22 protein-coding genes and 1 pseudogene are annotated in these 11,688 nt (G+C 51.3%); all 23 read left to right on the top strand.

Annotation, left to right across the window (positions count from 1 at the left end; translation table 11 throughout):
- Positions 1–72, top strand: a pseudogene (locus HP564_RS19885) (elongation factor Tu); the annotation flags it as partial.
- A 168-nt stretch (positions 73–240) separates the two neighbouring features.
- A complete protein-coding gene (gene bfd, locus HP564_RS19880) occupies positions 241–435 on the top strand; it encodes a bacterioferritin-associated ferredoxin (RefSeq protein ID WP_371245539.1) in 195 nt (64 codons plus the stop codon).
- A 105-nt stretch (positions 436–540) separates the two neighbouring features.
- Positions 541–1,032: a bacterioferritin gene (gene bfr, locus HP564_RS19875; RefSeq protein WP_371245538.1), complete on the top strand. Its 492-nt coding sequence runs from the start codon at positions 541–543 to the stop codon at positions 1,030–1,032.
- 358 nt (positions 1,033–1,390) lie between these two features.
- Positions 1,391–1,702, top strand: coding sequence for a 30S ribosomal protein S10 (rpsJ, locus tag HP564_RS19870; protein ID WP_006120582.1), 312 nt, complete (start codon positions 1,391–1,393; stop codon positions 1,700–1,702).
- 32 nt (positions 1,703–1,734) lie between these two features.
- A complete protein-coding gene (rplC, locus tag HP564_RS19865; RefSeq protein WP_371245537.1) occupies positions 1,735–2,364 on the top strand; it encodes a 50S ribosomal protein L3 in 630 nt (209 codons plus the stop codon).
- A gap of 10 nt (positions 2,365–2,374) precedes the next feature.
- The gene (rplD, locus tag HP564_RS19860; protein ID WP_371245536.1) at positions 2,375–2,980 is read left to right on the top strand and encodes a 50S ribosomal protein L4; all 606 of its coding nucleotides are present in this window, start codon (positions 2,375–2,377) and stop codon (positions 2,978–2,980) included.
- Positions 2,977–3,279, top strand: coding sequence for a 50S ribosomal protein L23 (gene rplW / locus HP564_RS19855; protein ID WP_033752969.1), 303 nt, complete (start codon positions 2,977–2,979; stop codon positions 3,277–3,279). Before rplD ends, rplW begins: the two co-directional genes overlap by 4 nt.
- 17 nt (positions 3,280–3,296) lie before the next feature.
- Positions 3,297–4,118 carry a 50S ribosomal protein L2 gene (gene rplB, locus HP564_RS19850; protein WP_371245535.1) on the top strand — a complete coding sequence of 274 codons (822 nt, stop codon included), beginning with the start codon at positions 3,297–3,299 and terminating at the stop codon, positions 4,116–4,118.
- A gap of 16 nt (positions 4,119–4,134) precedes the next feature.
- Positions 4,135–4,413, top strand: a complete 279-nt coding sequence (gene rpsS / locus HP564_RS19845; protein WP_001138115.1) for a 30S ribosomal protein S19 — start codon at positions 4,135–4,137, stop codon at positions 4,411–4,413.
- A gap of 13 nt (positions 4,414–4,426) precedes the next feature.
- Positions 4,427–4,759, top strand: coding sequence for a 50S ribosomal protein L22 (gene rplV, locus HP564_RS19840; protein ID WP_007891659.1), 333 nt, complete (start codon positions 4,427–4,429; stop codon positions 4,757–4,759).
- 17 nt (positions 4,760–4,776) lie between these two features.
- Positions 4,777–5,475 (top strand): 30S ribosomal protein S3, encoded by a 699-nt coding sequence (gene rpsC, locus HP564_RS19835; RefSeq protein WP_009087585.1) that lies wholly within the window; start codon positions 4,777–4,779, stop codon positions 5,473–5,475.
- Positions 5,476–5,487: 12 nt separating this feature from the next.
- On the top strand, positions 5,488–5,898 hold the full coding sequence (rplP, locus tag HP564_RS19830; RefSeq protein WP_002438716.1) for a 50S ribosomal protein L16: 411 nt from the start codon (positions 5,488–5,490) through the stop codon (positions 5,896–5,898).
- Positions 5,898–6,089 carry a 50S ribosomal protein L29 gene (gene rpmC / locus HP564_RS19825; protein ID WP_025902044.1) on the top strand — a complete coding sequence of 64 codons (192 nt, stop codon included), beginning with the start codon at positions 5,898–5,900 and terminating at the stop codon, positions 6,087–6,089. Before rplP ends, rpmC begins: the two co-directional genes overlap by 1 nt.
- Complete coding sequence (gene rpsQ, locus HP564_RS19820) at positions 6,089–6,343, top strand: 30S ribosomal protein S17 (protein WP_033752951.1); 255 nt, start codon at positions 6,089–6,091, stop codon at positions 6,341–6,343. The genes rpmC and rpsQ overlap by 1 nt, the downstream gene beginning before the upstream one ends.
- A gap of 317 nt (positions 6,344–6,660) precedes the next feature.
- The gene (locus HP564_RS19815; protein WP_371245534.1) at positions 6,661–8,013 is read left to right on the top strand and encodes an 8-oxoguanine deaminase; all 1,353 of its coding nucleotides are present in this window, start codon (positions 6,661–6,663) and stop codon (positions 8,011–8,013) included.
- 251 nt (positions 8,014–8,264) lie between these two features.
- A complete protein-coding gene (gene rplN / locus HP564_RS19810; protein WP_006120590.1) occupies positions 8,265–8,636 on the top strand; it encodes a 50S ribosomal protein L14 in 372 nt (123 codons plus the stop codon).
- 10 nt (positions 8,637–8,646) lie between these two features.
- The gene (gene rplX, locus HP564_RS19805; RefSeq protein WP_003850150.1) at positions 8,647–8,961 is read left to right on the top strand and encodes a 50S ribosomal protein L24; all 315 of its coding nucleotides are present in this window, start codon (positions 8,647–8,649) and stop codon (positions 8,959–8,961) included.
- Between the two features lie 14 nt (positions 8,962–8,975).
- A complete protein-coding gene (rplE, locus tag HP564_RS19800) occupies positions 8,976–9,515 on the top strand; it encodes a 50S ribosomal protein L5 (RefSeq protein ID WP_371245533.1) in 540 nt (179 codons plus the stop codon).
- A gap of 14 nt (positions 9,516–9,529) precedes the next feature.
- On the top strand, positions 9,530–9,835 hold the full coding sequence (rpsN, locus tag HP564_RS19795; protein ID WP_033752945.1) for a 30S ribosomal protein S14: 306 nt from the start codon (positions 9,530–9,532) through the stop codon (positions 9,833–9,835).
- Between the two features lie 33 nt (positions 9,836–9,868).
- On the top strand, positions 9,869–10,261 hold the full coding sequence (gene rpsH, locus HP564_RS19790) for a 30S ribosomal protein S8 (RefSeq protein ID WP_033752943.1): 393 nt from the start codon (positions 9,869–9,871) through the stop codon (positions 10,259–10,261).
- Positions 10,262–10,273: 12 nt separating this feature from the next.
- Positions 10,274–10,807: a 50S ribosomal protein L6 gene (gene rplF, locus HP564_RS19785; protein WP_123803079.1), complete on the top strand. Its 534-nt coding sequence runs from the start codon at positions 10,274–10,276 to the stop codon at positions 10,805–10,807.
- 9 nt (positions 10,808–10,816) lie between these two features.
- The gene (rplR, locus tag HP564_RS19780) at positions 10,817–11,170 is read left to right on the top strand and encodes a 50S ribosomal protein L18 (RefSeq protein WP_371245532.1); all 354 of its coding nucleotides are present in this window, start codon (positions 10,817–10,819) and stop codon (positions 11,168–11,170) included.
- Between the two features lie 14 nt (positions 11,171–11,184).
- Positions 11,185–11,685 carry a 30S ribosomal protein S5 gene (gene rpsE, locus HP564_RS19775; RefSeq protein ID WP_033792403.1) on the top strand — a complete coding sequence of 167 codons (501 nt, stop codon included), beginning with the start codon at positions 11,185–11,187 and terminating at the stop codon, positions 11,683–11,685.
- The last annotated feature ends 3 nt before the right edge of the window (positions 11,686–11,688 follow it).

The following is an 11,688-nucleotide window of genomic DNA, read 5'->3' as shown; positions in this document are numbered from 1 at the left end:
GGTCTGCGCTTCGCAATCCGCGAAGGCGGCCGTACCGTTGGCGCGGGCGTTGTTGCTGAAGTTATCGCTTAATTGCGTTAGCGAGGTGGCCTTCGGGCCACCAGAGCAGAAAAGAGAGCACTTCGGTGCTCTTTTTTTGGTCAAAAACGGCCGGGTTGCTTATCCACAATAATCATGGGTTTGAAATAAAAACTATTCTCATTTAAGCTTTGATCATTAAATGATCAGGGTGGGCAGTAAATGTACGTCTGTTTGTGTAACGCCGTCAGTGATAAAACTCTTCGCGAAGCGGTACGCCGCTATCAACCTAAATCGATACAGCAGCTGCGTCAGCTGGTCCCGGTAGGGAAGCAGTGTGGCAAATGCATCCGCGTAGCACGTGAAATCATGGCAGATGAGCTACAAAATGTCCCGCTGTATAAAGAGATCGCCTGAAGCTCAGCCTGAAATCGCCCGTATACCCACAGAATCTGTCTAGTCTCTTTGACTTCCTGCTCGCTGCTGTCCAGGATTTAATCAACTGGAAGCGGAGGAAGCAAAATGAAGGGCGATATTAAAATCATAAGCCATCTCAACAAATTGCTGGGAAATGAACTGGTTGCGATTAACCAGTATTTTCTTCATGCGCGGATGTTTAAAAACTGGGGACTGATGCGCCTCAATGATACGGAATATCATGAATCTATCGATGAAATGAAGCACGCTGATAAATACATCGAACGCATTCTGTTTCTGGAGGGGATTCCCAATCTCCAGGATTTAGGGCGACTGCGAATTGGCGAGGACGTAGAAGAAATGCTGCGTGCCGATCTGCAGCTAGAGCTGGAAGGGGCGAAAGATCTGCGTGAAGCTATTGCTTACGCTGACAAGGTCCATGATTACGTCAGCCGCGACATGATGATTGAAATTCTGGCGGATGAAGAGCATCACATTGACTGGATTGAAACCGAGCTCGATCTCATCAACAAACTGGGCATCCAGAACTACCTTCAGGCCCAAATCCGGGAACGAGACGAAGAGTCGCCCGGCTGAGAGTATCCTCCTGAAGCGCCTGCTTGCGTCGCAGACGACAGGCAGGCTTTTTTCAACACATCTGATCTTTTCCCCCCGTTTCATCGGTGTTTCTCTTCATCAGTTGCTGCAATACCAATAAAAAATAAGGTTAAAAACAGAACACGGGTTGCTTCCTGACCAGATTTACGTATAATGCGCGGGCTTGCCGATATTGGCAGGCGCGATTCGAGCAGAATCGCAGGCGGCAGCATGTTAGGTCGCCTGACAATACTCCCAATTGTGGAGTTATATGCTGAACGATTACACTCTCCCATCAATCGTAATGGGTGCGAGTAGTAATTCTTTTCGTCTATAAAAAGTTTGGAGCTCTGGTCTCATGTCGAACCAAAGAATCCGTATCCGTCTTAAAGCGTTTGATCATCGTCTGATCGATCAATCAACCGCGGAAATCGTTGAGACTGCCAAGCGCACTGGTGCGCAGGTCCGTGGTCCAATTCCGCTGCCGACTCGCAAAGAGCGCTTCACCGTTCTGATCTCTCCGCACGTTAACAAAGATGCGCGCGATCAGTACGAAATCCGCACTCACAAGCGTCTGGTAGACATCGTTGAGCCAACTGAAAAAACCGTTGATGCTCTGATGCGTCTGGATCTGGCTGCCGGTGTAGACGTGCAGATCAGCCTGGGTTAATCAGGTCATCGAGCGATTGAGAGGTTGATACAATGATTGGTTTAGTCGGTAAAAAAGTGGGCATGACCCGCGTCTTCACTGAAGACGGCGTATCTATCCCAGTAACCGTAATCGAAGTTGAAGCAAACCGCGTTACTCAGGTCAAAGGCCTGGAAAACGATGGTTACCAGGCAATCCAGGTTACCACCGGTGCGAAAAAAGCGAACCGTGTGACCAAACCTGAAGCTGGTCATTTTGCTAAAGCTGGCGTTGAAGCTGGCCGTGGTCTGTGGGAATTCCGCACCGCTGAAGGTGACGAATACTCTGTAGGCCAGAGCATCAGTGTTGAAATTTTCGCTGACGTTAAAAAAGTAGACGTAACCGGTACCTCTAAAGGTAAAGGTTTCGCAGGTACCGTTAAGCGCTGGAACTTCCGTACCCAGGACGCGACGCACGGTAACTCCCTTTCTCACCGCGTTCCGGGTTCTATCGGTCAGAACCAGACTCCGGGCAAAGTGTTCAAAGGTAAGAAAATGGCAGGTCAGCTGGGTAATGAGCGCGTAACCGTTCAGAGCCTGGATGTGGTACGTGTTGACGCTGAGCGCAACCTGCTGCTGGTTAAAGGTGCTGTCCCGGGTGCAACCGGTAGCGACCTGATCGTTAAACCAGCTGTGAAGGCGTAAGGGGATAGCAATGGAATTAGTACTGAAAGACGCGCAGAGCGCGCTGACTGTTTCCGAAACTACCTTCGGTCGTGATTTCAACGAAGCGCTGGTTCACCAGGTTGTTGTTGCATACGCTGCAGGTGCTCGTCAGGGTACCCGTGCGCAGAAAACGCGTGCTGAAGTAACTGGTTCAGGCAAAAAGCCGTGGCGTCAGAAAGGCACCGGCCGTGCGCGTTCAGGTTCTATCAAGAGCCCGATCTGGCGTTCAGGTGGCGTGACCTTCGCTGCGCGTCCGCAGGACCACAGTCAAAAAGTTAACAAAAAGATGTACCGCGGCGCGCTGAAAAGCATCCTGTCCGAGCTGGTACGTCAAGATCGTCTGATCGTTGTCGAGAAGTTCTCTGTAGAAGCACCGAAAACCAAGCTGCTGGCACAGAAACTGAAAGACATGGCGCTGGAAGACGTGCTGATCATCACCGGTGAACTGGATGAGAATCTGTTCCTGGCTGCGCGCAACCTGTACAAGGTTGATGTGCGCGATGCAGCGGGTATCGACCCAGTTAGCCTGATCGCCTTCGACAAAGTCGTTATGACTGCTGATGCAGTTAAGCAAGTTGAGGAGATGCTGGCATGATCCGTGAAGAACGTCTGCTGAAAGTACTGCGCGCGCCGCACGTATCTGAAAAAGCGTCTGCTGCGATGGAAAAAACCAACACCATCGTTCTCAAAGTTGCGAAAGACGCGACCAAAGCAGAGATCGTTGCTGCTGTAGAAAAACTGTTCGAAGTAGAAGTTAAAGACGTGAACACCCTGGTTGTTAAAGGGAAAACTAAGCGTCACGGACAGCGTATCGGTCGTCGCAGCGACTGGAAAAAAGCTTACGTCACCCTGAAGGAAGGCCAGAACCTGGACTTCGTCGGCGGCGCTGAGTAAGTCGGAGGAGAAAGACAATGGCAGTTGTTAAATGTAAACCGACATCTCCGGGTCGTCGCCACGTAGTTAAAGTGGTAAACCCTGAGCTGCACAAGGGCAAACCTTTTGCCCCGCTGGTCGAAAAGAACAGCAAATCCGGTGGTCGTAACAACAATGGTCGTATCACTACTCGTCATATCGGTGGTGGTCACAAGCAGGCTTACCGTATTGTTGACTTCAAACGCAACAAAGATGGTATCCCGGCAGTTGTTGAACGTCTTGAGTACGATCCGAACCGCTCTGCGAACATCGCACTGGTTCTGTACAAAGATGGCGAGCGCCGTTACATCCTGGCCCCTAAAGGCCTGAAAGCCGGCGACCAGATTCAGTCTGGCGTTGATGCTGCGATCAAAGCAGGTAACACCCTGCCGATGCGTAACATCCCGGTGGGTTCTACCGTGCATAACGTAGAAATGAAGCCGGGCAAAGGCGGTCAGATCGCTCGCTCTGCTGGTGCTTACGTGCAGATCGTTGCGCGTGAAGGCTCCTACGTTACCCTGCGTCTGCGTTCAGGCGAAATGCGTAAAATCGAAGCTGATTGCCGCGCAACCCTGGGCGAAGTCGGCAACGCTGAGCACATGCTGCGCGTTCTGGGTAAAGCTGGTGCAACTCGCTGGCGTGGTGTTCGTCCTACCGTCCGCGGTACCGCGATGAACCCAGTCGATCACCCGCACGGTGGTGGTGAAGGTCGTAACTTTGGTAAGCACCCGGTCACTCCGTGGGGCGTTCAGACCAAAGGTAAGAAGACCCGTAGCAACAAGCGTACTGATAAATTTATCGTACGTCGCCGTAGCAAATAATTTTAGAGGATAAGCCATGCCACGTTCTCTCAAGAAAGGTCCTTTTATTGACCTGCACTTGCTGAAGAAGGTAGAGAAAGCGGTGGAAAGCGGAGACAAGAAGCCCCTGCGCACCTGGTCCCGTCGTTCAACGATCTTCCCTAACATGATCGGTTTGACCATCGCTGTCCATAATGGTCGTCAGCACGTTCCTGTCTTTGTTTCCGACGAAATGGTCGGCCACAAGCTGGGTGAATTTGCACCGACACGTACTTATCGCGGCCACGCTGCTGATAAGAAAGCCAAGAAGAAATAAGTAGGAGGAAGAGATGGAAACTATTGCTCAACATCGCCATGCTCGTTCTTCTGCTCAGAAGGTTCGCCTCGTGGCTGACCTGATTCGCGGTAAGAAAGTGTCGCAGGCTCTGGATATTCTGACCTACACCAATAAGAAAGCGGCTGTACTGGTTAAGAAGGTCCTGGAATCTGCCATTGCTAACGCCGAACACAACGATGGCGCTGATATCGACGATCTGAAAGTCGCGAAAATTTTCGTAGACGAAGGCCCGAGCATGAAGCGCATTATGCCGCGTGCTAAAGGTCGTGCAGATCGCATCCTGAAGCGCACCAGCCACATTACTGTGGTTGTGTCCGATCGCTGAGACTCTGGAGACTAGCAATGGGTCAGAAAGTACATCCTAATGGTATTCGCCTGGGTATTGTAAAACCATGGAACTCTACCTGGTTTGCGAACACCAAAGAATTCGCTGACAACCTGGACAGCGATTTTAAAGTTCGTCAGTTCCTGACTAAAGAACTGGCAAAAGCGTCTGTATCTCGTATCGTTATCGAGCGTCCGGCTAAGAGCATCCGTGTGACCATTCACACTGCTCGTCCGGGTATCGTTATCGGTAAAAAGGGTGAAGACGTAGAAAAACTGCGCACGGTCGTCGCGAACATCGCTGGCGTTCCTGCACAGATCAATATCGCCGAAGTCCGTAAACCGGAACTGGACGCGAAACTGGTTGCTGACAGCATCACTTCTCAGCTGGAGCGTCGCGTGATGTTCCGTCGTGCGATGAAGCGTGCTGTTCAGAACGCCATGCGTCTGGGCGCGAAAGGTATCAAAGTTGAAGTTAGCGGCCGTCTGGGCGGCGCAGAGATCGCACGTACCGAATGGTACCGTGAAGGTCGCGTACCGCTGCACACGCTGCGTGCTGACATTGACTACAACACCTCTGAAGCGCACACCACTTATGGTGTAATCGGCGTTAAGGTATGGATCTTCAAAGGCGAGATCCTGGGTGGTATGGCTGCTGTTGAACAACCGGAACCGGCTGCTCAACCTAAAAAGCAGCAGCGTAAAGGCCGTAAGTAAGGAGAGTCGCTGATGTTACAACCAAAGCGTACAAAATTCCGTAAAGTGCATAAAGGCCGTAACCGCGGTCTGGCGCAGGGTACGGATGTTAGCTTCGGTACTTTCGGTCTGAAAGCTGTTGGCCGTGGTCGTCTGACTGCTCGTCAGATCGAAGCAGCACGTCGTGCTATGACCCGTGCAGTTAAGCGTCAAGGTAAGATCTGGATCCGTGTATTCCCGGACAAACCGATCACCGAGAAGCCGCTGGAAGTGCGTATGGGTAAAGGTAAGGGTAACGTGGAGTATTGGGTTGCCCTGATTCAGCCTGGTAAAGTCCTGTATGAAATGGACGGCGTACCAGAAGAGCTGGCCCGTGAAGCCTTCAAGCTGGCAGCAGCAAAACTGCCTATCAAAACCACCTTTGTTACTAAGACGGTGATGTAATGAAAGCAACTGAGCTGCGTGAAAAAAGCGTCGAAGAGCTGAACACTGAGCTGCTGAATCTGCTGCGTGAGCAGTTTAACCTGCGCATGCAGGCAGCATCTGGCCAACTGCAGCAGACCCATCTGCTGAAACAAGTTCGCCGTGATGTTGCACGCGTTAAGACTTTACTGACTGAGAAGGCGGGTGCGTAATGACCGATAAAATCCGTACTCTGCAAGGTCGTGTTGTTAGTGACAAAATGCAGAAATCTGCAGTTGTTGCTATCGAGCGTTTCGTGAAACACCCGATCTACGGTAAATTCATTAAGCGTACGACTAAGCTGCACATCCATGACGAGAACAACGAATGCGGTATTGGTGACGTGGTAGAAATCCGCGAAACCCGTCCGCTGTCCAAGACGAAGTCATGGACTCTGGTTCGCGTTATCGAGAAAGCTGTTCTGTAATAAGAACCGTTTTTTCTGAAGAAACCCTCTGCTCCGGCAGAGGGTTTTTTTTTGCCCTCAAATCAGCACGTTTGCCAATTCTGGTCAAAAAACATCCCTGACACTCTGTCCATAATGGTTTCGCTAAATGCGCGGCACTGATGCCGCAGAGTAAATTAACATGGACAAGGAAGAGCAGGATGAAAAAGGACACGCCCGACCGTCTTCGTCGGTCTTTGCTTACTGTACCGCTACTGGCAGCCCTCCCTTCTGTTAGCGCGGCGAAAAAAGAGTCGATATTATCGACCCTTCACTCACCGCCGCAAAAGGGGAACGGCATGCAACGGACTTTGTTACTGAAAAACGCTGAAATCGTCGTCTGTATGGATGATGCACGACGAGAGATTCGCAATGGCAGCATTTATATCAAAGGCGACAGGATTGAGGCAGTGGGTGCAGCGGAAACAATGCCGCAGCATGCAGACGAAATTATCGATCTGAAGGGACATATTGTCATACCAGGATTGATTAATACCCACCACCACATGTATCAGAGTCTCACGCGGGTGGTTCCCTCCGTGCAGAACGGTGAGCTATTTAACTGGCTGACGCATCTCTACCCCATCTGGCAGAAGCTAACGCCAGAAATGATTCGCATCTCCACGCAGACAGCAATGGCCGAGTTGATGCTGTCTGGCTGTACTACGACCAGCGATCATCTCTATGTTTACCCCAACGGTTGTCGTCTTGACGACAGCATCGATGCGGCAGCGACCATGGGCATGCGCTTTCACGCCAGCCGCGGCAGTATGAGCGTAGGACAAAAACAGGGTGGACTGCCTCCAGATAGCCTGGTGGAGGATGAGAAAGCTATCCTGGCCGATACGCAGCGTGTAATTGAGCGTTACCACGATGACAGTCGCGGTGCGATGCTGCGTATTGTTGTGGCTCCCTGTTCACCTTTTTCAGTCAGCCGTGAGCTGATGAAAGAGTCCGCCACGCTGGCTCGTCATTATAAGGTCTCTATGCATACTCATTTGGCAGAGAACGACAGTGACATCCGCTACAGTCGTGAAAAGTTCAATATGACTCCCGCACAGTATGTAGAAGATCTTGGCTGGGTCGGGCATGACGTATGGCATGCTCACTGTGTGAAGCTTGATGACCACGGTATTAAGCTCTTTGCCAGAACGGGAACCGGCGTGGCGCATTGCCCCTGTTCTAATATGCGTCTTGCCTCGGGCATTGCGCCAGTGCGACATATGTGCGACGCGGGCGTTAACGTTGCTCTTGGGGTTGATGGCTCTGCCTCAAATGACAGTTCTGACATGATAGGCGAAGTGCGCCAGGCGCTGCTGTTACAGCGAGTAGGCTTTGGTCCTGACGCGATGAATGCAAGGCAGGCGCTTGAGCTGGCAACACGTGGTGGTGCGAAGGTGCTGAACCGCGATGATATCGGCACCATTGCTCCTGGTATGCAGGCCGATCTGGCGATCTTCGATTTGCAGCGGTTGGGTCTGGCGGGAGCAGGGCATGACCCGGTTGCCGCACTGGTATTCTGCAATCCTGGTCAGGTGGCCTATAGCGTCATTAACGGGCAAGTTGTGGTTCGCAAAGGAGAACTGACGGTTATCGATTTGCCTGCTGTGCTACATCGCCATAACCAACTGGCTACCCAACTGATGGCCTAGGCGTATTTAAGCAGGGCATAATCGCGACTGCCGAAAAATAAGGCAGATTACATTTGCTACTGTTGACACTATTCCCTAGAATACGCCCTCCCTGTTATCAGGGAAAATAAGCGGCTCCATTGCTGAGCCGTTCATTTTTTCTACCCATCTGTGAGATCCGGTGTTATAATGCCGCGCCCTCAAATATGGGGCTTTCTAACGACCTGAAATTTGGGTCCCGAAGTAGTAGTTGACATTAGCGGAGCACTAAAATGATCCAAGAACAGACTATGCTGAACGTCGCCGACAACTCCGGTGCACGTCGCGTAATGTGTATCAAGGTTCTGGGTGGCTCGCACCGTCGCTACGCAGGCGTCGGCGACATCATCAAAGTTACCATCAAAGAAGCAATTCCGCGTGGTAAGGTGAAAAAAGGTGATGTCCTGAAGGCGGTAGTGGTGCGCACCAGGAAGGGTGTTCGTCGCCCGGACGGTTCTGTCATTCGCTTCGATGGTAACGCATGCGTTATTTTGAACAATAACAGCGAGCAGCCAATCGGAACACGTATTTTTGGGCCGGTAACTCGTGAACTTCGTACTGAAAAGTTCATGAAAATTATCTCTCTGGCACCAGAAGTACTCTAAGGAGCGAACAATGGCAGCGAAAATCCGTCGTAACGACGAAGTTATCGTGCTGACCGGCAAAGATAAAGGTAAGCGCGGTAAAGTTAAAAATGTCCTGTCTTCTGGCAAGGTCATCGTTGAAGGTATCAACCTGGTTAAGAAACACCAGAAGCCGGTTCCGGCTCTGAACCAACCAGGTGGCATCGTTGAAAAAGAAGCTGCTATTCAGGTTTCTAACGTTGCTCTCTTCAATGCGGCAACCGGTAAGGCTGACCGTGTAGGCTTTAGATTCGAAGACGGCAAAAAAGTCCGTTTCTTCAAGTCTAACAGCGAAACTATCAAGTAATTTGGAGTAGTACGATGGCGAAACTGCATGATTACTACAAAGACGAAGTAGTCCGGAAACTCATGACAGAGTTTGGCTACACTTCTGTCATGCAAGTCCCTCGGGTCGAGAAGATCACCCTGAACATGGGTGTTGGTGAAGCGATCGCTGACAAGAAACTGCTGGAAAACGCAGCAGCTGACCTGGCAGCAATCTCCGGTCAAAAACCGCTGGTCACCAAAGCACGCAAATCAGTTGCAGGCTTCAAAATCCGTCAGGGCTATCCGATCGGCTGTAAAGTAACTCTGCGCGGCGAGCGCATGTGGGAGTTCTTTGAGCGTCTGATCACCATTGCTGTACCGCGTATCCGCGACTTCCGTGGTCTGTCCGCGAAGTCTTTCGACGGTCGTGGCAACTACAGCATGGGCGTTCGTGAGCAGATCATCTTCCCAGAAATCGACTACGACAAAGTCGATCGCGTTCGTGGTTTGGATATCACCATTACCACTACTGCGAAATCTGATGATGAAGGCCGTGCTCTGCTGACTGCCTTTGACTTCCCGTTCCGCAAGTAAGGTAGGGTTACTTAATGGCTAAGCAATCAATGAAAGCACGCGAAGTTAAGCGTGTGAAATTAGCAGACAAATTCTTCGCAAAACGCGCTGAACTGAAAGCGATCATTTCTGATGTGAACGCAACCGACGAAGATCGTTGGAACGCTGTTCTCAAGCTGCAGACTCTGCCGCGTGATTCCAGCCCGTCTCGTCAGCGTAACCGCTGCCGTCAAACAGGTCGTCCGCACGGTTTCCTGCGGAAGTTCGGGTTGAGCCGTATCAAGGTCCGTGAAGCCGCTATGCGCGGTGAAATCCCGGGTCTGAAAAAGGCTAGCTGGTAATTGTCACCAATTGAATCACGGGAGTAAAGACAGATGAGCATGCAAGATCCGATCGCGGATATGCTGACCCGTATCCGTAACGGTCAGGCCGCGAACAAAGCTGCGGTCACCATGCCTTCCTCCAAGCTGAAAGTGGCAATTGCCAACGTGCTGAAGGAAGAAGGTTATATTGAAGATTTTAAAATCGAAGGCGACATCAAGCCGGAACTGGAACTGACTCTTAAGTATTTCCAGGGTAAAGCTGTTGTAGAAAGCATTCAGCGTGTCAGCCGCCCAGGTCTGCGCATCTATAAGAAAAAAGATGAGCTGCCGAAAGTTATGGCGGGATTAGGTATTGCTGTTATTTCTACCTCTAAAGGTGTCATGACTGATCGTGCAGCGCGCCAGGCTGGTCTTGGCGGCGAAATTATCTGCTACGTAGCGTAATCGGAGGAAACTATGTCTCGTGTTGCTAAAGCACCTGTCGTTGTTCCTGCCGGCGTAGAGGTAAAACTCAACGGTCAGGTAATTTCGATCAAAGGTAAAAACGGCGAGCTGACTCGTACTATCAATAATGCCGTAGAAGTTAAACATGCTGACAATGCACTGACCTTCGCTCCGCGCGACGGTTTTGCAAACGGCTGGGCGCAGGCGGGTACCGCTCGTGCACTGCTGAACGGCATGGTTATCGGTGTTACCGAAGGCTTCACTAAGAAGCTGCAGCTGGTTGGTGTTGGTTATCGTGCTGCCATTAAAGGCAACGTGGTTAACCTGTCACTGGGTTTTTCTCACCCGGTTGATCATCAGCTGCCCGCGGGTATCACTGCAGAATGTCCGACTCAGACTGAAATCGTGCTGAAAGGCGCTGATAAACAACTGATCGGCCAGGTTGCAGCTGACTTGCGCGCCTACCGTCGTCCTGAGCCGTATAAAGGCAAGGGTGTCCGTTACGCCGACGAAGTCGTGCGTATCAAAGAGGCTAAGAAGAAGTAAGGTAACACTATGGATAAGAAATCTGCTCGTATCCGTCGTGCGACCCGTGCACGTCGCAAGCTCAAAGAGCTGGGTGCTACTCGCCTGGTGGTACATCGTACCCCGCGTCACATTTACGCACAGGTAATCGCCCCGAACGGTTCCGAAGTTCTGGTTGCTGCTTCTACTGTAGAAAAAGCTATCTCTGAACAACTGAAGTACACCGGCAACAAAGACGCTGCTGCAGCTGTAGGTAAAGCTCTGGCTGAGCGCGCTGTCGAGAAAGGCATCACCAATGTTTCTTTCGACCGTTCCGGTTTCCAATATCATGGTCGTGTCCAGGCACTGGCAGATGCTGCTCGTGAAGCTGGCCTTCAGTTCTAAGGTAGAGGTCTAGGATGTCACACATCGAGAAACAAGCTGGCGAACTGCAGGAAAAACTGATCGCGGTAAACCGTGTTTCTAAAACTGTGAAAGGTGGTCGTATTTTCTCCTTCACCGCACTGACTGTAGTGGGTGATGGTAACGGCCGCGTTGGTTTTGGTTACGGTAAAGCGCGTGAAGTTCCGGCAGCGATCCAGAAAGCGATGGAGAAAGCCCGTCGCAATATGATTAATGTCGCGCTGACCAACGGCACCCTGCAGCACCCGGTTAAAGGTGCGCACACGGGTTCCCGCGTGTTCATGCAGCCGGCTTCTGAAGGTACCGGTATCATCGCCGGCGGTGCAATGCGCGCCGTTCTGGAAGTCGCTGGAGTTCATAACGTTCTGGCTAAAGCCTATGGTTCCACCAACCCGATCAACGTGGTTCGTGCAACTATCGACGGCCTGGAAAATATGAATTCTCCAGAAATGGTCGCTGCCAAGCGTGGTAAATCCGTTGAAGAAATTCTGGGGTAATCA

The organism is Pantoea sp. KPR_PJ (assembly GCF_041386365.1).
Lineage (GTDB): Bacteria > Pseudomonadota > Gammaproteobacteria > Enterobacterales > Enterobacteriaceae > Pantoea.
This window is presented reverse-complemented; position numbering and strand designations above follow the sequence as displayed.